Annotated in this window: 18 protein-coding genes and 1 pseudogene; 7 read left to right on the forward strand and 12 right to left on the reverse strand. The window is 39.5% G+C overall.

The window, feature by feature from the left end; translation table 11 throughout:
• Positions 1-106 precede the first annotated feature (106 nt).
• Positions 107-2,461 carry a PP2C family protein-serine/threonine phosphatase gene (locus NIES592_RS16595; RefSeq protein ID WP_073556328.1) on the reverse strand — a complete coding sequence of 785 codons (2,355 nt, stop codon included), beginning with the start codon at positions 2,459-2,461 and terminating at the stop codon, positions 107-109.
• Between the two features lie 528 nt (positions 2,462-2,989).
• Between NIES592_RS16595 and NIES592_RS25960 the strand changes: the two genes are divergently transcribed.
• The gene (locus tag NIES592_RS25960; RefSeq protein WP_256678157.1) at positions 2,990-3,115 is read left to right on the forward strand and encodes a hypothetical protein; all 126 of its coding nucleotides are present in this window, start codon (positions 2,990-2,992) and stop codon (positions 3,113-3,115) included.
• A gap of 233 nt (positions 3,116-3,348) precedes the next feature.
• Here the strand turns inward: NIES592_RS25960 and NIES592_RS16600 are convergent, their stop codons facing one another.
• Together NIES592_RS16600 and NIES592_RS16605 are read right to left on the reverse strand one after the other, a co-directional pair.
• Positions 3,349-4,707, reverse strand: coding sequence for an esterase-like activity of phytase family protein (locus NIES592_RS16600; RefSeq protein WP_073556329.1), 1,359 nt, complete (start codon positions 4,705-4,707; stop codon positions 3,349-3,351).
• A gap of 108 nt (positions 4,708-4,815) precedes the next feature.
• Positions 4,816-5,199 (reverse strand): NAD(P)H-quinone oxidoreductase subunit M, encoded by a 384-nt coding sequence (locus NIES592_RS16605; protein WP_062244906.1) that lies wholly within the window; start codon positions 5,197-5,199, stop codon positions 4,816-4,818.
• 1,246 nt (positions 5,200-6,445) lie between these two features.
• Between NIES592_RS16605 and NIES592_RS16610 the strand changes: the two genes are divergently transcribed.
• Positions 6,446-6,727, forward strand: a complete 282-nt coding sequence (locus tag NIES592_RS16610; protein ID WP_009458549.1) for an Npun_R1517 family heterocyst differentiation transcriptional regulator — start codon at positions 6,446-6,448, stop codon at positions 6,725-6,727.
• A gap of 720 nt (positions 6,728-7,447) precedes the next feature.
• On the opposite strand, the gene NIES592_RS16615 is transcribed toward NIES592_RS16610, so the two are convergent.
• The 4 genes from NIES592_RS16615 to ctpB all read right to left on the reverse strand — a co-directional run bounded on the left by NIES592_RS16615 (position 7,448) and on the right by ctpB (position 11,943).
• Entirely contained in the window at positions 7,448-8,143 is a 696-nt protein-coding gene (locus NIES592_RS16615) for a response regulator transcription factor (RefSeq protein ID WP_009458589.1), read from the reverse strand.
• Positions 8,144-8,320: 177 nt separating this feature from the next.
• Positions 8,321-9,031 carry a GAF domain-containing protein gene (locus NIES592_RS16620; protein WP_062244903.1) on the reverse strand — a complete coding sequence of 237 codons (711 nt, stop codon included), beginning with the start codon at positions 9,029-9,031 and terminating at the stop codon, positions 8,321-8,323.
• A gap of 464 nt (positions 9,032-9,495) precedes the next feature.
• Positions 9,496-10,464 carry a glycosyltransferase gene (locus tag NIES592_RS16625; RefSeq protein WP_062250453.1) on the reverse strand — a complete coding sequence of 323 codons (969 nt, stop codon included), beginning with the start codon at positions 10,462-10,464 and terminating at the stop codon, positions 9,496-9,498.
• 138 nt (positions 10,465-10,602) lie between these two features.
• Positions 10,603-11,943 (reverse strand): carboxyl-terminal processing protease CtpB, encoded by a 1,341-nt coding sequence (gene ctpB / locus NIES592_RS16630; RefSeq protein WP_073556330.1) that lies wholly within the window; start codon positions 11,941-11,943, stop codon positions 10,603-10,605.
• A gap of 304 nt (positions 11,944-12,247) precedes the next feature.
• Here ctpB and NIES592_RS16635 point away from each other — a divergent pair, with 304 nt between their 5' ends.
• Together NIES592_RS16635 and NIES592_RS24625 are read left to right on the forward strand one after the other, a co-directional pair.
• Positions 12,248-12,952 carry a YdcF family protein gene (locus tag NIES592_RS16635; RefSeq protein ID WP_073556331.1) on the forward strand — a complete coding sequence of 235 codons (705 nt, stop codon included), beginning with the start codon at positions 12,248-12,250 and terminating at the stop codon, positions 12,950-12,952.
• A gap of 31 nt (positions 12,953-12,983) precedes the next feature.
• Positions 12,984-13,121: pseudogene (locus tag NIES592_RS24625) on the forward strand (DUF72 domain-containing protein); the annotation flags it as partial.
• A 273-nt stretch (positions 13,122-13,394) separates the two neighbouring features.
• Here NIES592_RS24625 and NIES592_RS16640 read toward each other — a convergent pair.
• A complete protein-coding gene (locus tag NIES592_RS16640; protein ID WP_178379568.1) occupies positions 13,395-14,258 on the reverse strand; it encodes a shikimate dehydrogenase in 864 nt (287 codons plus the stop codon).
• A 134-nt stretch (positions 14,259-14,392) separates the two neighbouring features.
• Between NIES592_RS16640 and NIES592_RS16645 the strand changes: the two genes are divergently transcribed.
• Complete coding sequence (locus tag NIES592_RS16645; RefSeq protein WP_073556333.1) at positions 14,393-15,334, forward strand: alpha/beta fold hydrolase; 942 nt, start codon at positions 14,393-14,395, stop codon at positions 15,332-15,334.
• A gap of 94 nt (positions 15,335-15,428) precedes the next feature.
• Here the strand turns inward: NIES592_RS16645 and NIES592_RS16650 are convergent, their stop codons facing one another.
• The 3 genes from NIES592_RS16650 to NIES592_RS16660 form a co-directional block, all read right to left on the reverse strand.
• The gene (locus NIES592_RS16650) at positions 15,429-16,130 is read right to left on the reverse strand and encodes a hypothetical protein (RefSeq protein WP_062244886.1); all 702 of its coding nucleotides are present in this window, start codon (positions 16,128-16,130) and stop codon (positions 15,429-15,431) included.
• A 752-nt stretch (positions 16,131-16,882) separates the two neighbouring features.
• Positions 16,883-17,842, reverse strand: a complete 960-nt coding sequence (locus NIES592_RS16655) for an aldo/keto reductase (protein ID WP_062244883.1) — start codon at positions 17,840-17,842, stop codon at positions 16,883-16,885.
• Positions 17,843-18,098: 256 nt separating this feature from the next.
• Positions 18,099-18,647: a L,D-transpeptidase gene (locus NIES592_RS16660; protein WP_073556334.1), complete on the reverse strand. Its 549-nt coding sequence runs from the start codon at positions 18,645-18,647 to the stop codon at positions 18,099-18,101.
• A gap of 723 nt (positions 18,648-19,370) precedes the next feature.
• On the opposite strand from NIES592_RS16660, the gene NIES592_RS16665 reads away from it, so the two are divergent.
• Together NIES592_RS16665 and NIES592_RS16670 are read left to right on the forward strand one after the other, a co-directional pair.
• Entirely contained in the window at positions 19,371-19,961 is a 591-nt protein-coding gene (locus NIES592_RS16665; protein WP_073556335.1) for a DUF1802 family protein, read from the forward strand.
• Positions 19,962-20,898: 937 nt separating this feature from the next.
• Entirely contained in the window at positions 20,899-21,156 is a 258-nt protein-coding gene (locus NIES592_RS16670; RefSeq protein WP_039990900.1) for a hypothetical protein, read from the forward strand.
• A 376-nt stretch (positions 21,157-21,532) separates the two neighbouring features.
• Here the strand turns inward: NIES592_RS16670 and NIES592_RS16675 are convergent, their stop codons facing one another.
• Positions 21,533-23,596, reverse strand: a complete 2,064-nt coding sequence (locus NIES592_RS16675; RefSeq protein ID WP_073556336.1) for a GAF domain-containing sensor histidine kinase — start codon at positions 23,594-23,596, stop codon at positions 21,533-21,535.
• Positions 23,597-23,633 lie beyond the last annotated feature (37 nt).

Consider the following 23,633-nt stretch of genomic DNA (forward strand, 5'->3'; position numbering starts at 1 on the left):
TAACGCAGCTACAAAAGACAACAAAAATAATTGCCTTTTGTTGAATTTTTTCTTTTAACTTTTACCTGTATTATTTCAGGTTTCTACTAGTTTATCGAGTTTTTGACTATTCAGTGTGACGACGGGGTTTAGTCTGTTTAGAACCTGATTCTCGTTGATTCGATGGTGCAAAGGTACGATCAGGCTGTGGCTGACATTGAGCTATAACTTCCTGTGAGGGTGTAGAGATATCCTGTGCCTGTGATAATTTTTGGTATTCGGATAATTGTAGTTTGTACACTTCGCCTGCTTTCACCGCAGGATTTCTCTGTATAGGAGCTAACGGGTCAGATAGGTTTGTAGGTGAAGTGACACCATCTCCAACAGAGCATATCCGCACATAGAGTAATTGATCTGGATTTTGCTGTTGTGCTGTGATTACTTGACTATTGAGAATTCTCAAAACACTGCCAGCAGGTGCGATCGCTTGTTGTGGAGGTGATGTATTTGTTAATAGTTGTATCTTAGTTGTTGTCTCAATGAGATCAAGGCGATCGCTTGGCGTCGATGACCCAACAGCTGGCTCTGATTTTTCCAGGGGAGTATTCTTAATTGTGGGAACCCCAGGCTCATTTTCTTTCTTACCGAAGATTCCGCCATTGAGCATCCATAAAGTCCCAAATAAACCAGCAGCTAACACTAATCCTACAAGGATAATCAACTGTAGTGGCACAAAATTCGGTCGCTTACTTGGCTGGGTATCTGGAATGACTTGGGTTTTTTGATGATAACCACCTTCTGTTTTAGGTTGTAGGGTTTTGGCTGGGTAAACACTGCTAACAGTTGCCATATCGGATATGTCAGACAAAACAAATTGTGGTTTTGTCTGTGGTTCTGAGTATTTAAATTGGTAGTGTACTAGGGCAATGGTGACATTGTCATGTCCATTTTGGGTGTTAGCAATCTCTAGTAACTTCTCTACCACACTCATTGCGTCAGTTTTACCGTGGATTAACGGTAAAATTTCTGTCTCCCAGTGCTGTTCCACACGGTCAAAGTCACTCAAACCATCGGAACACAGTAGAAAAATACAATCTTCGTCGAGAATAAAGCGTTCTGCTGAAGGATGTAATGAACTGCTAGGACTCATTCCTAAAGCTTGTACCAAGGAACCAGAAGCACCCTGTTGGATGGCATCTCGATAAATAGCATAGCCCAACCGTACTTCACGTGAAGCGACATCATCATCAAGGGTTACTTGATAGCAACCATGGCGCGTAATCCAGTAGGCACGACTATCACCAACATGAGCAATATACATTTCATGGGCGACAGGCAAAGCCATTACCAAGGTTGTTCCCATCCGCTGGCGTCCTTGGCGACTCTCGCTATCGTTGCGCTGGCTAATTTTGTCGTTGGCAACAGCAGCCGCTCGTTGTAAATCTTCTAGTAGGGAATTTGGATCAATGTGGTCGTAAGGAACTTTAGTTAGTTCTTGTACCTGCTGTTGAATGGTTTCAATCGCCAGATTTGAGGCGACATTACCACCTTCGTGTCCGCCGATTCCATCACAAACTATTGCCAAAGCGCTGGAGTGGGGTGGTTTGCTGATAATGCTACCACTGGGTGGATAGCAGGCATCTTCGTTGCGTTGACGACTTGGACCTGTGTCACTGACTGTAGCAATTGTGATGGCAGGAGATTGAGAACGCCCTAGTGTTGAGAGTCCTTTATCTAATACTTTCACTAGTTGCTCGGCTGTGTGGATTTCTCCTTTGATCAAGGCATAACAAATTTCTTTGACAAATTCTGCGATCGCTGGTTTTGCTGTGCTTACCAACTGTTGCCAAAACTCTCCTAAATGGGCCAAACTCGCTACAGAATCCTCTTCATAACGCAATTCCAGTAGCCGGACTAAGGAGCCTTCTACCCTTAATAGTTGGGGAGTCAGTAAGCTTGAGGCCACACCTTCACTAGCCAGAGGTTGCCACAATTGTGCTATCTGCCATAACCAATTAAGTTGACGCATTGATGTAGCTTCACGCCACGCCGTAGTTAACTCACCACATAGCTGTACATCGAATGAAGTGGCGCTATATATAATTTTTAGCGGCGGTTTTTCTAAAAGTAATATGTCTTGCTCTTGACTACCATTTGATAAAGAAACTACACCGTATACCTGTGGTACATGTAAGCGGTAGGGAATTAATCTTAAATAAGGTCTGATTGATTGTAATTTTTCTGGGTCTGGCGTTTGGGGTAAATAACCAGGCTTAGTATCTAAAAGAATATATTTATCTATGACTAGATAGCGAGTGGCTAATATCTCTCCAGGATTACCCAAATTCAGACCATCTGCCACAGCCCAGAGGAAGCGTTTGGGTAAAGATGTAGAGCATCGCTGGCAGAAGCTGTGGGTTATAGGGTTGGGAGCCTGACAAAGTTCGTTTGGGCAATAGAGGTTAGCCGCATCATTTTCCATAGTTTTCCCACCGGTCAGCGATTGGCAATTTCTTTAATAGTATTGGCGGCGGTATCTAGACCGCTCAAAATTTTTTAAATTGATATATCCAGACTTTGGAACAATCGAAACAATCATAATTTAAATTTTGATCGATCAAGTCAAGTACGAAGGTGCGCCCCAACAACAATAGTAATTACTCCACCCCACAGTTACTTTGTAGACTGCTCCGTCACCGGAGAGAATAAACTGACTACTTGTCATCCAAATATAACGCCTTCACAGCTACAACTACTGGTTGAGACTAATTACCCCAGAAGAAAGAGGAGATAATACTAGTCTTTCTTTTAGTTTATAGGTAGTCCGGCATCAATAAACAAACTGAAAGAACATAGCTAATAGCTTGTCTTTACTTGCTGTTAGCAATTTGCTATAGCCAAAACATTAAGTTTATTACTTCTGCCTAGCACGTTAAAAGCAAATTTAACATATTTACTCAGTTAAAGTGTAGTTAAAGATCATAATGAAAAAAAAATTCACCGCACTGCTATGTCAGGCGATGTAATTTCAGAAGAATCACAAACCATTGAGGATAAATCCAAAGAAGTTGCTGTAGATGCTCCTGTTCTGATGGATGCTCATATCGAAGTGACAGCACACATTGTTTTGGAGTAAATCTCAGGAAAAAACAGCTTTACATCATCTTCAAAAATGCCCAAGAAACTTTAGGACAACTGCAATTTGATGAATCAGAAAAGCTAATTTGGTTGCAGTCGGTGGTTATACAGCAATATTTATTGATTTTTGAGTTTACGCATGACATTAAGTTTGTTAATAAAATAATATGAATGAGATTACATGTCTCATTAAAAATCTTAATTTTAATTTGCAAATTAAATAGTTAATGACTATTCAACATTAAATAAATTTAAAGGTTTTTCTAAGCGCAGGAGAATAAATTCGGTATTGTCAACTTGTCTAGGAGTGCGACCAAAACTATCAGCATAGTTATTATCGTTGATTACAAGCAGGGTTGTTTTATCTACAGGCAATACGCTTTCTATAGTCACGAATGGAAATGTGAAGCTGCCTGCCTTGGTGCTACTGCCTCCTATGCGATTGGGATCTGAGATATTTAATAAATCTACTAATAATTCTTTATCTACAAAACCCTGAGCATCAATTTGTTTAATATTTATTTTATAAATACGCTTGAATTGAGCAGGATATTTAAAGGCGGAATTGTGAGGATCTCCTTGCTTGTGATCACGTTCTATCACAATATATTCATGATCATTAATTGCTGTAAGTTCACCAATTGCATGGCTTTGGTGTTCTAGCTGATAAAAGAAAATTTGACCTGTGTATTGTTTGGTCGCTAAGTCAAATTCATGAATTAACAAGCGCTGCTTTAAAGAGTCATGCTTTAAAGCTCCTTCTAACAAAGCATAAAGTTTGGTTCCACTACTGTTAAGCGCCAACCCTTCAAAACCTCTAGAACCACCCAGATTTGCAGCGTCAATTCTTGCTTGCTCATCAGGTAAATTCATTAAATCTGGGTGGTCAGGAGATTTTACAAAATTTAACTTACCAATACCTAAAAAGTTGGGTAAAGGAATAGGAGCATCTAGTAGTTCGCCATTTTGTCCTACATGCAGTAAAAAAGGGCCAAATTCGTCTCCCAACCAGTAGCTACCATCACTCAAGCGGCGGAAAGATTCTATATCAAAATCTCCCCCTGTTAATAAACGATTTGTTCTGATTTCTTGGCTAACAGAGATAGTGCTACCTGGATAAAATGATTTTTCTGCAACAATAGGAAAGTTAACTTTACGATTTTTATCATTTAGTTCCAAAAAGCTTTGACGATTAAACCAAGATAGTCTTTCTCCGCTTTGTAGATTCACAGGAAAAACTTTACCTGTAGTAAAATCAGGTTCGATCGCATAAATACGTAATCTATAATCAGGCGAATTGCCCTTACTACCAAAACCATTATCTGAAATGACTAGATAAGTGCCTGCTTTTGGTCCTTTAACAACACCGGAAAAACCCTGTACAGGTTGGGCATGAACAAAAGGAGTCGTACGATTTGTCTTTTTAAATTGAGCTGTTGTCGAACCAGCAGCAAATGTATCCGCACTCAAGACAGCACGCCCAACTAGTTCTGCTGCTTGAATTGGAGACAACAGCGTAAACAGTAAAATAACAAGAGGCTGTGGCAATAGCCAAGCAGCCAGTTGTTTGAGAAAGTAGCGGTAAAGCATTGGGTAACGATTTATCGGTGGTTTAATGCCAAGATATATACCCTAATGCTTTGCTTGTACAGGAGTTAGGAGTAAAAATTTTATAATTCATAACTCTTAACTCTTCACTTATGACTTCATTAACCCGTAACTATCCTGAGCGTCAGGTGCAACTTGGGGAAGTCCCATGCTGTAATTGTTGACGCGAGCAGAGAGATTGTAACTGATTTCGCCTTTGTGCAGGAGCGATCGCAGAAAATGCTCTAGGTCTGACCCGATGCGGCGTAAATTGTAATCAGTCAGGTCTGCACCACTAGATGCTTCTACTAGTTCATCAAACTTGCGATAAACCTTTTGCAGAGCATCTTCATTCCAGGTAAATTCGTTGTCTGGGTCAACATCCAACGTTAAGACCTGATTGCTGGGAACTAGTTCGCCATCCCGGTCAATTTCTGCCGCAAAAATACGGATATGCCGGGTTGTGGACTTAAGCAGCATTGGGTTATCGTCCATAACGGTGTCAGATTCAGGTAATAGCAGTTCTCGTTTGACTAGAATACAAGCAATTTATCGAAGATGCCACGATCAGCGAATACCTATCAGGTTCTTAGCCTTTTGAGAATAGGGATATTTCTATCTTAATCTTGATTGGCGAACGGTGAGTAGCGGCCAACAGGTAACAGGGAAAGTTAATTAGGATATTGATCATTGTTCCAATTCCCAATTCCTTATCCTCCCAACTCACAGTTGAATCCCCTTGAATCTTTAGCTAAGATGGCCGCCACAACCCTCTAACCAAAAATCTGGGCCTGTTATTAGGCAAAAGATTCATCTACTTGCACAAGACTACGGGAGGTGAGGGTTTACTGCGCTAAAAAACAGACAATGAGTGGAAGATGCTGATCCTAACCAATGGAAGCCCTCATCTGTCTAATGATTTAGTAGGAGTTTGGACTCTAGCGTTGGGTAGTTACATCTTGACGTTGGTGTAGCTCAAAATTTTTCTACTCTCTGCTTTTTCATAGGATTGGCACCCAACTTAATCAATGAGAACAGTTCAAGTCCTTAGTGATTGTATTGATTTGGATATATTGTTTTTATTTTTTAGGAAAGAAGAAAATTATTTAGTGAGGAGGAACCCCTTGGTATGCATCACTGTCAAGTTTTTCGTACATGTCCAGCGAAAGGCATTTTAAAACAGTATACTTGGCTGGAATAATTTGCACTCAGTTTATATTGTCTATACAAAGAAAAATTGTTACCGATTAAGAGTTTCCCTATTAATAACTTGTACGTATTCATCAACAAGAAAAATCCTACATCTAGTAATTTTACGTAAATTTTTCCCTAACAACGACAGGCTTTCATTATGTAAAATAAAATCCGGGTTTGTACTTACGTATAACCACGACTAAATCAGTAAAATCCCAAACTGTTATTGACGAAGAGATAAAGTTGATGTAAAAACCTTTAAAAAGCCACAACAAGTTCTTACAGAAACTTTATTGTATACAATCTCAAAAACTGAATAATAGTTATGGCTTGGTTCAACCACAGTATTTGCTACAAAATCTGAGTCTTGACATTAAGAGTCGAGATAGAAACAATAGCAGGAGAAGCAAAATGAAATGCAAATTTCGTTTAAGGAAAGAAAAATATTGATTCAAACATTTTGGATTTCAAAAAAATATAAAGAATTTTTGCGCCTAGATATAGTCCCTCACCTCTATCATCAAAAAATAAAGGAATCCTAAAAACTATGAACTCTAAAGTATTACCACGCCAAATAAATAATATTGAAGTAGGCGTTTATGAATGTGAAATCCATCTCAAATTTCGTTTGATTGAGGAAAAAAGTTTATTAGGCGATCGCGACCAACTTTTGCAGGTGTTATTAGATGCTTTACTAACTGAAGGATCTGACGAGTTTCTAGAGACTCTGCAAGCTTCTGTTAAAGCCCAGGAAATCTCCGAACTGAAAGCATCACCACAAATGCGACGTCAATTAATGCGTTTACGTAACTCTACTGAAAATGCTTAGTCTTGTGAACAGTAATTACCAGTAATGGTATATCTTGTATTGGGCAGGGAATGGTGACTTTTTTGAGTTTCTCATTGGCTGATTTGTTATTTTGATGAGTCTGCTTGTGTAACCCAATCCCAATAGTTACAAGCTTCAGTACACTTTTACTCTATTGAGAAGGTTCTTTTTGGGCGTCTGGGGAGAGACACTATCCCTTTTACAGTAGCCTTCACCCTTTGCACTACGGATACAGACTGGGTGCCTACTAATGTGTTTGAACCTTGCTTTCTGGCAGGTTTTAAATTTGATTTTATATTTCCAGGGTATTGCTAGAACCAGCACTCTTGATAAATATTGAGAGGTTCATGCCATTTTGGATTGGAAATCTTTATCTGGGTATAGATTCTGTAAATCTATCTGTTGCAATCATTTTTCAAATTGGTATCACATTCTATACAAATCGTAAAAATAACAGAAATCAGAATCCTGACCTCAGAATTCTGACTTCTGGATTATGTTGATTAGACAGCAAAAAGACAAGGGGAGCCAGTGCGGTGGTGATTTCCCCATAAGCGACTACCGTAGACACACCAGTGGCTTCTGTAAAGTTAGGGTTCTCGGCATAAAGCACGTGGCGTGGAGGATTTGTATCAAGAATTTTGTGAATTGGTAAAATTTTAGATCACACAACGAAGGGTAAATGATAAAAATTTCGGCCTGCATCGGCCGCATTCTACATCACTTAGCCAAACCATGTTCAAGAGCAAAACGAACTAACTCAGTTCGGCTATTCGTGCCAGTTTTACTAAACAAACGGCTGACATATTTTTCAACATTACGGACGCTGGTTTCTAAGCGACGAGCAATTTCTTTGTTCATTAAGCCTTCTGCTACCAAATTTAAAACACTTTGCTCACGGGGAGTTAAGTCGATTGTAAATGGTGGTGGAGATTGGGCGATCGCATTTCTTTGAGTCAACAGTGCTTTGATTTGGGCGATTTGATTAGCCAAATCGGCAATATCAGGTGTCTCTCCTTCTTCAGTTGTAGTTGGAGTTTTGCTTGTCCGTCGTGCTAGCAAATTTTCGATTATTGCCACTAACTCATCAGGATCGAAAGGCTTGGGCAGATAAGCATCTACGCCGGCTTGATAACCTTGGATGCGATCGGTCGTCATGCCTTTTGCGGTTAAAAATATCACTGGTAATGCTTGAAACCGGGGGTCTTCACGGAGTTGCTTGAGAAATTGATAGCCATCTACCTGAGGCATCATAATGTCGGAGATTACCAAATCAGGTGTACTTTGTTGCATCAACTCCCAGCCCTCACGAGCGTTACTGGCAACCTGAACGTTGAAACCACTTTCCTGTAAATAATCTTTTACTGCTTCACGCAGCCCCGGTTCATCATCTACCAGTAACAATTGTGCTGACATTTACAGTTTCCTTCCTTCGACTTTATCTCCAATTTAACAGGCTGTTGGTAATCATGCATAAAGAGTGATGGACGAGCAAGCCAATCAGAATAGGGTGTAGGAGGAATGATTACAACTGTTGCACCTGAGTCTAATTTCCTTTACATCCCATACCCCTATACCCTTTGTTACAAGGATTCAAAACCTTAACTGAATCGTATTGAAATATAGGAAGATTATATTCCTTGCTTCCTGCCTAGCTGAATTTATCCAATCTAGTGAAGTAATAGCTAGTCTCAAGACTTGTTCTTTCAACGCAGAAATATTTAATGTCAAAACTTGACTTACACTGTTAAAGTAACCAAGTTCCGAATTGTACTGGCTCTGCTCACAATTTAAGACCTCTGTATCTATTATTGTGCTGATACGATGTGCAGCTAGTTGTAGCTGTTCCACATCACGTTCAGTAAACTGATGAGGCGTAAGAGTGCCAACGTGCAGTACTCCGACCACGCCTTGTTTAAGCGGTATTGGTATGCCAACAAGTGATTTCAAATCCTTTTGGCGTAGAATTGGGCTAACTATTTCGACCTCTGACAAGTTATTTAATATCATTGGCTTCATACTTGCGGCAATGCGACCAGCTATACCATGCCCAATGGGAATACGGATATGTTTTGCTATCTCTTCCTCAAGTCCAATACTGGCGTACACATCCAGGTTCTGTTGATCTGTAACAGGTATTAGGAAAGTAACAGTATCTACAGACATATACTCTTTCAACCACTCAAGCACTTTCTGAAGTGATTGATCAAGCTTAGCAGCTGTGTCGTTTTGCTTTTCACCTATAAAGACATTCCAACCTTTATAGAAATTTGGTAAACCAGCGTCATCTTTCCAATACAACATTATAAAACTCCAGTAAATCCAAAGTACTGAAAATAACAGTAATATCGCTAAGAATTATAACGTTTTTATAAATGCTGGCAGGGAAATAACATTATTTAAAATATGAAGTTTTAATGAAATTCTAAAAATAGAAGTGTAGATGTATCTGAGAGTGTAACCTAAATTTAATTATAAATATATCTAACTTCTTTAATCTTTATTACCTTTGAGATGAGAAATGTTTTTTAAGAATATAAATTTAGATGAGAGATTAGATCGTGTAGGCTGGTAATGGGTAATCGGTGAGACTACTTGCCGTCTTGGCTTATGCCGAGATGGCAAAGTAGCGAACCCGAAGGGTAATGGCAAAAATCAATTACCAATTACCTTTTCCGCAGTCAAACTTGAGTTGGTAGCTAATTAAAATTAATAATTAGCAATTAGCAATCAACTATTAACTATTCACAACTTCAAAATTCAAATATTTATAGCATCTGAATGATTTTAGCTTCCTCTGGTAATTTAGCTTCTCTTTGACCGACAGTACGCGCTCTAGCAGTGAATAAACCAATGGGAGTATTTAATAAATCTACGAGGTGAATTTTACCTGCTAAAGCCTTGATGCTATCTCTTGGTAGTTCTTTGATTAACCAGCGTGCTAATCGATAGGTGCATTCTTTTAATGTTATGTCTCGCATTAACTCCACACCATACAATTCATGTAAATAGCGATTTGAATGTCCATAACGCCGCCATTGGCTTTGTAATTCTTTGAGTGTGGTGCGGTGGCGATGTTGTACGATCGCCTTGGTCGCAAATTCTAAGCGTCCGATATTTTCTCGCTGAATTCGCCAACAGATATCAGCATCACCACCAGTTGTCAGATAGGGACGAAATAAACCTGCTTTTTCTAATGCTTGTCGTCGAATCGCTAAATTTGCTGTTTGACCGTAGGGACAAAACTGATGATTGAGGGTGTGCTTTTGCGATAAAGTATCTTGGCGGTCGGCAAATTTTTCTAGTAAATTATTGCCGGGTAGTGCTGTGATTTCACCAGCAACAATTGCCACATCATTGTTAACAAAAGGTGCAATTAATAACTCAAGCCACTCTGGCTGAGGACGACAATCAGCATCGGTAAAAGCAATAATCTGTCCATTAGCAGCGCGAATACCTGTATTACGGGCAGCGTAGGAACTTTGAATTTGATTTTCACTAAGAGGACGGATTAATATAGGAGAATTTTTAGCAGTTTGCTGTAAGATTTCAAAAGTGCGATCGCTACTATTATTATCTACTAGCAAATATTCTACCCATTCTTTTGGGTAAGTTTGAGCAAATAGACAATTAATTAATTCTGATAAATCTGTTTCGCTGTTATAAATAGGGATAACCACCGATACCCTCGGCAAGAAAGCATCAGTGGTCGTTGTGTTAGTTGATTGGTGATTCATACTATTTAGGATTTGGGATTCACAACTAGCTAGTAGTTGTTGGCTGGTGGTTAGTTGTTGATACTTTTGATAATCAACAAACAACAAACAACAAACAACTGCCTAATTTTTAGTATTCCCAAATCCTAAACCTGAGTATTAAAGTCGTAAATTATCAGCACCAAAGCTGTTTGCTTTTTGAGTAGTTTGATTTTGCAAAGGTTGGGCAAACTGATTGTTAGAAAGAATATTCAAAGCACGGGTATACTGAGGATCTTTGTTAGTTCCTAACAAATCAGGGTTAGATGCTAACTGCCGCTGTTGTTCTTCTGTTAAGTCTAACTTAATATCTGGTGTTATTCCCTTATGGTTAATATCTGTACCTTTTGGAGTGTAGTAATGGGCAATGGTAATTGCTACACCAGAACCATCTCCTAGTTCATGTACTGATTGGACTAAGGCTTTGCCAAAGGTTTGACTACCAACTACTATTGCTCGTTTATTATCCTTAAGTGCGCCTGTGAGAATTTCACTCGCGCTAGCTGAGTTATTGTCAACCAGTACCACTAAAGGACGGTTTGTTAGGGCTGTGTGATTGGCTTTACTCTCATCACTACCGCCTCTACGGTCTACAGTACGGACAATTGGGCCATTGTCTATCCACATCCGGGCAATTTCAATACTGGCTTGCAACAAACCACCAGGATTACCGCGTAAATCTAGTACAAAGCCATCAACTTGTTTGCCATTCAAATCACGGATAGCCCGTCGCATCTGATCGGCAGCATGGGCGTTGAATTCCCGTAAACGAATATAGCCAACCCGGCGGCGACCTTCTTGTTTGAGGGCATAACGTACTGTTGGAACTTCGATCGTAGCTCGTGTCAGTTTGAGGTCAAAAGCACTGCGTCCATCTCTTTCCAATCGCAAAGTCACCATTGTACCTGCTCGACCACGAATCAGCTTTGATGCGTCTTCGATCTTCATCTGACGGGTGGGTTTGCCATCAATAGCTACAATTTCATCTCCAGGCTTGATACCGGCTTTGATTGCTGGCGAATTTTCTAAGGCTTCTACAACAACTAACCGCTTGCTATTTTCATTCACCTCCATCCGAATCCCAATTCCAGAGACTTCTCCGGATGTTTGGTTGGTTAGGGCTTCAAATTGTTTAGGGTCCATAAAGCGCGTGTATGGATCTTCCAGCTTTTGCAGCGCTTCCCGGATAGCGGTGTAAGCTTCTTCTCGAGAAGAATAGTTTCTGCTCAATAGGCTTTGTCTGATTGTTAGCCAATTTTGGCGGTTAAAAGAACCATCTACATATTCGCGATTTACTAGTTGCCATACTTGGTCAACTACCTGTTTAGGGCTATCTTGTAGAGCTGCACGAACAGAACGACACCAACCCAGTCCGAACGCAGATACTGTAGCTGTGGTAGCGATCGCTCCTCCAATTAAAGCTACTTGCAGTGGCGAGTAACGTTTTGCAGATTGTTTCATGTATATAAGCTGGAATAGTTGTGTGGTTGACAATTTAGCAATCAGAAGCTTTTTAGAAAGTTATTAGTTTGCTCGGCTATACTCCCTTCATCCTGTTTTCCTTTTAATTGTCTTGAAAATATCGCAATTTCTATCAAGGAATTATCCCGCACTAGTCAACTTGCTCAGTCAGCTTACTGCATTCGCATGACACTTTCATCAGTGTCATAATTGCACTCATTATTACCTAATACCAATTACTGCTAGATGCATCAATTTTAATGATTAAAAAATATAGGTAATTTAAATTTTATATAAAGTTGTCATGAACCGTAAAGTTACGAGTATTCATAATGTTCCCCGTAGAAATACCTTGTTGAAAAAGTGGAGAGTGTTACGAAAAATTAAATTTTGCTTGGGTCTTCTCCTTAGCATTTGGCTAGTGTTTACCACTATAACTTTAGTCTCCGCATCCTCCAAGCCAGTGGACACTTTTTTCGTACTTGGTGGCAGTATTCGCCGGGAAATGTACGTCGCCAAACTGACCAAGCAATACCCACAAGTCAGAGTTTTAATTTCTGGAGGTTCGCCAGACGTCTGTATTTGGCTCATTTTTCAAAGAGAAGTAGCTGCAATGGCAAATGTTTGGCTGGAGAAGTGCGCTAGCTCGACTTTCAGTAATTTCTACTATAGTATTCCGATTCTACGTCGTTGGCATGTGCATAAAGTCATGTTAATCACCTCCCCCACACACCTACCACGGGCAAAATGGCTAGCACAGATTTTATTAGGCGCACATGGTATCTGGGTAGAAACAGAAGTGGTACACGAGCAAGGCATTCCTGGTAATCGTGAATATTGGGCGAAAACTGGATTAGATCTGACCCGTAGTTTATTGTGGGCAGGATTAAGCCAGATTATTCAGCCGCAATGTTCTCAAGTGACAAAGTTGGCAGATGTGGATATCAAAGCTTGGCAGGATCGTAGTTTTAAATGTGAACGGCAGGGAAATTTGGAGTGGAGGAGGTAAGGAGATGGGGTGATTTTGCTTAAAATTGCCCGTTCATTGTTCCCTTGAAGAGCGATCGCCAAACACAGCTCGTCACTTCCAAAAATTACTAGAACAAAACGGCGTCAAAGTCCCACCCATTCCTTGGGATAACTTAGACTCTCCACCAAACCAGTTAAATCTTTGGTAATTGGTAATTGGTAATTGGTAATTGTTAGTAGTTGTTTAATACTTACTCCACCCTTACGGGAAGCCCTCCGGGTACTCTTCGAGAAGCCGGGCTTCGCCCGTCTACGGGGGTTCGCAATCGTGACGGAAAGCGGAGCCAGTGCGGTGGACGGGTCTCCCGGCATAAAGCACCTGGCGTCCAAGACTGCGACCCCCTCACCGCTACCGCGTCTACACACCCCTCACACCCCTCACACCCTCCCCACCGCCCCATCTCCCCACTTCCCCAATTCCCTCACAATCCCAAATGTTTTTGCAAAGCTTGACGCATCACATCTACAGGTACACTTTCCCGTTGTAACCAAATTTTTAATGCTGCTGCACCTTGTTGGACAAGCATTTCTAGTCCATCGATCGCTCTTACACCTATTTGTTGCGCCTGTTGTAAAAATTTCGTTGGATTAGGAGTATAAATTAAATCGTAAGCGATCGCTTGCGATGATAGATTTGCCATTTCTGCTGCACTCAAGGGCGATTCATCGATTTTGGGATACATACCAATAGGAGTTGTATTGACTAGCAAATCTGCTTGCGGGATTAATTCGGGCAATTCATCCCATCTGTGAACATTGAGATTAACTTGTAGTGGTGAATTTTCCCAACTTTGAGAAAAATCTCTCAATCGCTGTACATTTCGCCCCACAACGTGAATTTCTGCACATCCTAACTTTGCACAACCTGCTACTACAGCCCTAGCAGCACCACCGTTACCTAAAATTACTGCTATTTTGTGACTCCAATTTTGCTGATGTGCTTGTAAAGGAGCAAGAAATCCTTCTATATCCGTGTTTGTACCTATCCAAGAGTTATTTTTCTTAATAACTGTATTGACTGCTCCTACGGCTTGAGCAATAGGTTCTACGGCTGACAAAAATCGTAAGATTGCCTGTTTATGAGGAATTGTGACGCTAAAGCCCACAACACCAATAGCTGCAAAACCCTGAATAGCTGTGTGTAAATCTTCTGGTTTAATTGGAAAGGGCAGGTAGACATAATCTATTCCCAATTGCGCGATCGCTGCATTATGCATAACTGGCGATAGTGAATGTTCTATTGGATAGCCGATAACTCCTAGCAGTTTAGTGTTCCCTGTAATCAATGTTTTGTCCTTTGTCAGTTATATGTTGTTGGCTGTTTGTTGATAGTTAGTTCCAAATAGCCAGCAACTATCAACAATCAACAATTAATTAAAGCCTACAATTATTAGAGGGTACTTAACATTTCTTTGGAATCATGCAGGCAACAACAGCCTTCTCTACAACCCCTATTCCTGGCAAATATTGGCAGTGGCGAGGGCATAACATTTACTATGTACAAGCAGGAAAATCGCAACTCCAACATCCACCTTTACTGTTAGTGCATGGATTTGGTGCTTCTACTGACCACTGGCGCAAAAACATCGCCCAACTGCGTCACGATTTTGAAGTTTGGGCTATAGACCTTTTGGGATTTGGACGTTCAGCTAAGCCAAAATTGGAGTATGGCGGTGATTTGTGGCGAGACCAACTCTATTACTTTATCACTGAGGTCATAGGTCAAAAAGCAGTACTAGTAGGTAATTCTCTAGGTGGTTATGCTAGCTTGTGTGTTGCAGCCCAACGTTCTGATGCAGTAGCGGGTTTAGTATTACTAAACAGCGCTGGGCCGTTTAATGAGAATGAGCATACAGCTGAACCAGAAGCACTGCAAACTCAAATCGAACCACCACAACAGCCAGATAATTTGCAGAAACTCTTAGGTGATGTTGCCAAATGGATTTTTCAACAACCTTTTGCCCAGTTTCTATTATTTCAATACGTCCGACAAAAAAGTGTCATTCGTCAAACTCTAGAAAAGGTTTATCTTGACAAAAGCGCAATTACAGAGCAACTAATAGAAGAAATTTCTCGCCCTGCTTATGATCAAGGTGCTTTCGATGTATTTTCCTCGGTGTTTAGAACTCCCCAAGGTGAAAAAGTGGATATGTTACTCAAGCAATTAACTTGTCATTTACTACTATTGTGGGGAGAAGCAGATCCTTGGATTAACGCTAGAGAACGTTCGCAAAAATTCCGCCAATACTATCCTCAATTGACAGAATACTTCCTACGCGCAGGGCATTGTCCTCACGATGAAGTACCAGAACAGGTCAATTCCTTACTGCGCGAATGGGTCTTTTCGGTAGTTAGTAGTTAGTTAGATTTTGTAGGTTGGGTCGAGTTTACGAGACCCAACATCATCAGGAGCAGTTGGTTTTCCTTACGTCAAATGATAAATTGAGAACAAGTATTTATTTCACCAACAAAGACTTAATTTTTTGCTCTATTTCATCACTAATAATTTCAGAACCTATAACAGGTTTATCTAGATTAACTCTAATAAAATTAGTCTCATCTTTTTCTGTAAATTTCTGATCATTATCAGAATCTTTAAGAATTTTAATAAAAATTGCGCCTGCGCTTTGTACAAGCGTCCAGTTCAATATTTGGCTATTATTTGGTGTAATTTGCTGGAGATTATTACCGGATAAATCAGATAAGTACCCTATTTTGGCATCTTGAGTATCGAGTTTTTGATCACCGTTAGTATCGCTATCAATTATTTGATATAACCAATACCTGGAAGATGATTTACCCGCTTTTTTCTCTTCCAATAAATCAAAGCCATTAATAATTGCTTTTTTATTTAATAAAATATTAATTTTCCCATCTTTTTTCCCATAAAAGATGATGTTATTGTAGTAATAATTATATCGATTTTCATAGGAATATAATCTATCTTGATTTTTATCTTTTAGACCAACAGGAATCATCAAATAGTCTGATTGCTCTTTGACAGTTAATTCACCATAAACAAGATTTTGTTCTGACTTCTGTTGAGCAGTTGCTTGCGTGTGTTCTGATTTCCTAGTAATACCTCCCTCACAAGAAAATGAAAGTGCAGCTACAAGAGTAAATGCAGCTATTTTTTTGAAGAAAATATGATTGTCCATTCAATTGTCTCAACAGGGTATTCGGTAATTGGTAATGGGTAATTGGTGAGACTACTTGCCGTCTTGGCTTATGCCGAGATGGCAAAGTAGCGAACCCGAAGGGTAATGGGAAAAACCAATACCCAATGCTTAAGCTATATATCATAAATTATTAATCGGACATGATATAAAACAAGAAAAGCCCGCACTACAATGCGGGTTCCTTTCTTTGTAACACTGACTAATACTGTTTCTCTATGAGTCTGGTACGTTTGGTCATAAGCAGGACAAGGGAAACAAAGCTTCCTTGTCTCAGCCAAGCAGGAATTTATAAATACTAAAAATGCAAAAACCTGGTCAAAGGGGACCAGGTTATGCAAACTCTTTGGTGATCAAGTTGATGTTATCGTTCAGAGTTAAAAAAGTAGAAAACTAAGGTGGACATCACTAGCAGTAAACCCAGCATAATCTTGTTTTTCCGCTCCGGGATTTGGCTTCTCCTAACTAGGAGAATATACCACTTTAATATTACTGTTATGCTGACAGCTTACTTGGGCTTCTGACGGGGGACACCAAGTCATTTGCCCAATTCAGTTTGGTTGTGCTTTGTTTGGTGTCCTAATTATTAATCTATCATCCTAAAAATTAGTCGCAAGTGCCTTTTAACTCAAGTTAACGAGTCTTTAAGTTTCTCAATATAACAGATAAATTTGTTGGTAGTTGGTAGTTGTTTGTTGTTTGGAAGAACCAAAGATCAACCACCAACAACATAATCACCAACTCCACATCACAGGGTTATCATCAAGATGATCAGTAACAGTACGTCCAATAGCATCAATTTGTTGCAGTTCAGCTTCTGAAAGTTGAACATCAGCTGCTTTGGCATTATCTTGTGCTTGTTCTGGGTAACGCGCACCTGCGATCGCTTGAGTTTGAGGTTGAGCAATCAACCAGGCTAGGGCTAACTGAGCTAGACTACACTGATGCTGTTGTGCGATTGGACGCAGTTTTTCTAAAGCTTGTTGCGCGCGAGTAAAGTTTTCTCCTTGAAATAGCTTGTTATCTTTACGGTTATCTTTGGGATCAAATTTATGATTGGGGCCAAATTTCCCTGTCAACAATCCCTGGGCTAATGGTGAGTAGGCAAGAATAGATATATTGTTTTCCACACAATATGGCATAGCATCTTTTTCTACCTGTCGCCAAAATAAAGAATAGGGCGGTTGTAAACTATCAATACGTCCGTACTGAGCTGCTTCTTCTAATTGGCTGCGGGAAAAGTTGGAAACACCAATAGCCCGAATTTTACCTTGTTCTTTTAGGTGATTCAGAGCATCCATTGTCTCTGCAATCGGGACAATCTCACTATTAAACGCACCCGAAGGCCAATGAATTTGATAAAGGTCTATGTAGTCGGTTTTGAGATTTTGGAGAGAGCGATCGCAAGCCTCTATAACTTGATTGTACTTGAGATGGCTGGCAAAAACTTTAGTAGCATACTCGACGCGATCGCGGACATCAGATAAAGCTTCAGCAACAATTCGTTCTGAATGCCCGTCACCATATACCTCAGCAGTATCTATTGTAGTAATACCAGCTTCAAAAGCTGCACGTATAGTTTGAATTGAGTCCGCATCTTCAATTCCTACCCACATTTTTTTACCAGCTTGCCAAGTCCCCATGAGGATAGGTGTAATTTTTACTTCTGATGTACCCAAGCGTCGCTTTTGCATGTTTAAACCCTAATTAATAATGCTTTTTTGAGCTTACGCATTTTAGGTAGGTATATCATTAATCAAGAAACTACCCAAGCTATTGCACTACAATTACAGGCGTTTCTATATCTATCTGGTGGAATAATTCTTCAACCACAAAGGTTTTACACATCAACAGAATTATTATATGAAAGACTAACACAAGAAAAAGAGGCAGGCTTCAATAGTCTTTTTTACATGAAACTTTTGGGTATTCAGGATAAAACCAACCAACCTATTGCACTACAGTTACTGGTGTTCCTACACTTACCTGCTCAAATAATTCTTGAACATCATTGTTGTACATACGAATACAACCGTGTGAGGCTGCTTTACCTACTGATTCAGGATTAGGAGTGCCATGAAAACCAATCCAATTTGTACCATTTGTCCAAAATCCAATCCAATAGCGGCCAAGGGGATTTTTAGGGCTTCCTCCTGGAATAGACTCACCTGTAAAAGGATGCAACCAAGTCGGATTTGTGATCATATTAAGTACTTGGAAATTACCGATTGGAGTTTCCCAACCTGATCGACCTACTGCTATCGGATAAGATTTAATTTTGGTTTTGCCTCGATAAAGAATTACTTGACGTTGGCTAAGAACAATCTTTAAACTAATAGGCTGATTTATGGAATTGACTGTAGATTTTCCTTCATTTTGAGAGTATGGTGTGCTGATGGATTGAGCTTCTGTAAGAATACTTATTAAAGTACTAGCGCTAGCAATCACAACAACACTAGCAAGTGTTGAACGCAAACTTATATTGTTTTTTTTGCTCATTTTTTCTCCAAACAAATCTTGAATTGTGCAGTAAATTGCAAAAATTTTGGTAATTGGTAATTGGTAATTAAGATACTGATGATTTTTCTATGCTCAATGCCTAACAAAGAAGCATAATATCGTAAGCAGTTAGCCGAACTTGATATCAGATATTCTCTGATATGCAACTAAATATGCTGATTTAGAAGTGTTTACTGAATATGGAAATTTCTTCTTAATACTTATCTGTGATGATTTATTGGTCTTCTGTCTCAAGGTTAGTGTCAGATTACATTATTTTGTAACAAAAAATACATATGGATGATTATTTTATTACGAAAATAAAATTTTGTATCGTCCGCATCAAGGCAAAGTTTCCGAGTGCAAGGAGGAATAAATATGCAAGTTGTTTTTCTATCTTCTGGTGAGAGGTAGATATTTTTGCAATTAAACCAGGTATTGAGTTTAGTTAAATAGTAGATTTACCAAATTTTTCTTATTTCCCAATCTAAGGACAAAATTGCATAAATTCATTGATCATGAAATTCCTATAGCTAAACTATGCACTTATTTGCGTTTTCCTGTGCGAGTCTTAGCGTTTAAAAATACTACCAATCCAAACCAGTACTCAGCAACTTGAAGCCAAAAGATTTCTTCTATAAATGTTCCTCAATTCATTTCCCCAGATGGTGGCATGTTGCATTACTCTTGGCGTCAAATAAAATCAGAGTTAAAGTAGATCTTATGGTGACTACAACTTTTCACGCACTTAAAGAATGGGCAGTTGCCGTCACTGCTTTAGAAGCAGGAAAAACAATCATGCTGCTTCGTAAAGGCGGTATTCACGAACGTAATGGACGCTTCCAAGTTGTCCATGACGAGGTTTTGCTCTACCCAACTTACGAACATCAACAACCTTTTTTACTTAAGCCTGAGTATGCTAATCTTGTTTATCCTGTGACACCAGGCTGGCATCCACAAACAATCCGCATTGGCAGTTGGGCAAAAATTACCGATATTTTTCCAGTTTGTGATGAATTAATAGTTAATGCTTTGCTTCCCTTTCATATTTGGAACGAGCATTTTATTAGCGATCGCCTCAAATGGAAAGCACGTCAGCCATTATATATTTTGCTACTAAGGACATACAATCTATCCCAAGTTCGGGAAATTCCTTATCTACCTGAGTATGGTGGTTGTAAATCATGGATTCAATTGGATGAAACAATTAATTTACAAGGAGCAGAACCGGCTTTATCAGATTCTACTTACAATCAATTAGTAGCAGAAATTCGTGATATTGTTGGTGACAAGTTTTATGTACCATGCGTTTAAAAAGTAAAAGCTTGGGTTAGGCAATAGGCAATAAGCAATAAGTAAGAAGGCTCTTTGATGTGTACCTAGCTTCGCAGAAATTAAATAGGATTCCTATACTTACTTTTAAAGTACAACTAGAAATGTTTAGCAGCGGCAATTTTTTGATGAGCCGCGCTTATCAATTTAATTAAGAATTTTTATAAAACTCATCAGATAATAAACAAGTATTTGAATTTGTTCATCAGTGGGATATATGGCAATGTTATATAAATTGTGAGAATCGCAAAATCCAGATCCCGACTTCTCTAAGAAGTCGGGAATCTTGTTGTTCTTGGTGCAAGTTATCAGTTACAACGCGTTTTAGTTTTTAGTCTTAACTTTAGTTCACGGCTTGATGCAAATATAAATAATAAAAAATCGGGCGTTGCTGAATTTGGTGATGAATTGTGTTTATCTACATTTTGTAGAGACGTAGCATTGCTACGTCTCTACTACGTCTGTACGCATTGCTACGTCTCTACTACGTCTGTACGCATTGCTACGTCTCTACTACGTCTGTACGCATTGCTACGTCTCTACTACGTCTGTACGCATTGCTACGTCTCTACTACGTCTGTACGCATTGCTACGTCTCTACTACGTCTGTACGCATTGCTACGTCTGGTCACACCCGTAAATTGTAAATTCATATTTTGATTCAACAACGCCAAAAATCGTATTTGTCGATACACCCTTTTTTGTTTACAGCACCTAACATAATTGGAACACAAGTGTTTTTATTGCTGCCTAAGGTTAATGTAAGGAAGATGCGTAATTTTGTCTCAGACTCAAGAAAGATTTATTTAAGTGTATGCATCTAGAAAACTAAGCAAAAAACTACCCCAATGGGGTGATGTTAGGCTTGACAAAAGTCTGTCATTATGCGTGTAACTATAACAATACAAGGGAATTTACTATGCAGCAAAGAATGTGCTGGTTATCTACATCTGGCGATAATGGGGATAAGATTTTGCATTTGCAGACTGCACCTCATCAACCGTGGCGTCCTTATACAGCTTTTCCTCAATATGCTGTACCAGATTACAAAATTCCAGGCGGCTCTAGAGGTTGGGCAACTTATCAGAAGCTTTTAAAGGCAGGTTGGACTTTAGTTCCAACTGCATTAGCAAACGAGTTTTCTACATCAAATGCTCCTGTAGAACTCAATTCATAGTTGATATACCTATAAATCTTTTGTATAGGCTTTCACTGAATAATCAATCCCCGTGATTACAGTGTCCACAACTACAGCATATACTCCCTCATATCATGTTTGCTTAAATACTTATTACTGTCCCGTGGGCTGGTAATAGGTAATGGGTAATCGGTAATGGAAAAAACCAATAACCAACACCGAGGCATAATATTATAAGGAGAGAGACGTTGCAATGCAACGCCTAGTTGGGGTCGTTCTTTTTTATTGGTAACGGTTTCAGCTATTTTATATTTCTTTACATAGTGATTGTTTATTTCCGCCTACTTATTTTGGTCGGACTTGAGATTACCTAACTTCTGATGAATGTGGGGGAATAATATCTGCAACTGTTTCATCATTCATACTTCATGATTGGTTCTGATTGGACTGGTATCCAGACTGTAAAAATTGAACCAACACCAACAGTAGATTCTACTTCAATTCGTCCCCGGTGTAGTTCCACAAGTTGTTTAGTTAATGCCAAACCCAGTCCCGTACCTTCGTAACGGCGACGGTAGGGGGTATCTAGTTGATGAAATTTTTCAAACAGTAATGGTAACTGTGCTTGAGGAATGCCAATACCAGTATCTTCAACTTGAAATACTGCTGTGTCAGCTTCCATCCACAGGCGTAGAGTGACATTTCCACCTTCAGGGGTAAATTTGATCGCATTACTTAACAGATTCCATAAGATTTGTTCTACTCTTCTAACATCGGCAGTAAAGCGATCGCTGTTTTGATCAACAAGTAACTCTAGTTTCAAAGTGACTTGCTGGCTAGTGGCTTTTTCCAGTAACGATGCAACTATATTTTCTGCGGTCTTCACCAAAGAAAACTCTGTAATATTTAAAACAGCTTTGCCTGCTTCGATCTGGGATAAATCCAGAATATCATTAATCATTTCTAAGAGATGTTCGCCGCTGTCATGGATGGTTTGCAGATATTCACGTTGGCGTTGATTCAAATCTCCCAAAGACCACTTCAGTAAAGTTGCAGACATACCAATTACGTAAGTCAAAGGTGTAAGTAATTCATGGCTGATGGTGGCAAGAAATTCATTGCGGAGGCGACTAGCAGCTTCCGCAGCAACTAAAGCATCATGCAACGCCACTGTGCGTTCAACGACTCTTTGTTCGAGAGTTTGTTTTTCTTGAGTTAGCGATCGCATTAACTCAGCTTGATAAATTGCGATCGCCAATTGTTCCGCAACAGAAGTTAGGAGACTTTTTTCACTCCCAGTCCACTGACGTGTTCTGTTGCACTGATGAGCAATCAACAGTCCCCAAAGTTGATCTTCAAATACAATTGGAGCTATGAATTTTGAGCGGACTTTAATAGTTCTTAAAGCATTCAACAAACACTCTTCTAAAACATAAGTTTTTTCAACATCATCTACAGCCACAGTCAAGCCTTGGCGATACTTTTCCCACCATGCAGAGTTGGGTACAAAGCAGTTTTCTTCCCTGTAGTTCAACACAGAAGGAATAGTATCGTCAACACGAGATTCATAAATTACACAATTTGAAGATTGCACTAAATTAAGTGATAATGAAAAGCCTAAGGCATTATTGTTTACCTGACCAAGATTTGGAGTGCCGAAACGAAATATTTCATGGTTTAGGGATGAATAATTTGGCTGTCCTGGTTTTGGCTCAATCACATCGCCTAAAAAATTATCTTGAGAGAATAGCCCCGCAGGTAAATTGTTGTTGTTATTTAACTTCTGAGGACGGTTAAAAAGCTCCCCTACCTGTGGATAAACTAACTTGCAAATTACTAGCCGATCTAATTCCAAAAACTTCCGCACTTGCTCAATTGCTGTTGCGATAATTACCGACAAGTCTAGACTTTGGCGAGTCTGAGTTGTAATCTGATTCAATAGGCGCTCTTGAGCAAGTTGTTTGTTGAGAGCATTCTCCACTGGCTGACAAACAGAAGCCAGAGGAGTTGTAGAACCTTGTGGTTGTGTGATTTCCTGATTTGACTGTGGCAGGAAAAAATCTAACAATAACAGCGTAAACTGACTTTGGAGTTTGACATCATTAGGAGCAAGAAGTTGACAAAAATAATTGATTTTATGGTATTGGCGAGAATTGCTTGCAAATAAATCTCTGATATTTATTAGGAAAGAGGCGATCGCTTCACAATCGAATGTTAACTTAACACGCAACTGCTCCGGCAAATCCGCTTTTGGCTCTGGAAAACCAATCATCAAAGCACTAAAACCCTGAGAAATGACAACTGTAAATTTTTGTCTCTGCCATTCTTCAGGTTTACTGATCTGCTTGAGCACAGCTTCTGTCAGAATCACAAAATCACCTTCCACTGCTTGAGCCATCTGCTCTAACAATTCGCCAAGCTGATTAAATAACTCTAAAGGCAAGGTGCGAGAAAAGCTCAAATCAGGGGAACTAAGCATGTTCAAAAATTCGTGAAAAGAAGCTAGATGCAGTCGC

Source organism: Fischerella major NIES-592, assembly GCF_001904645.1.
Classification (GTDB): domain Bacteria; phylum Cyanobacteriota; class Cyanobacteriia; order Cyanobacteriales; family Nostocaceae; genus Fischerella; species Fischerella thermalis.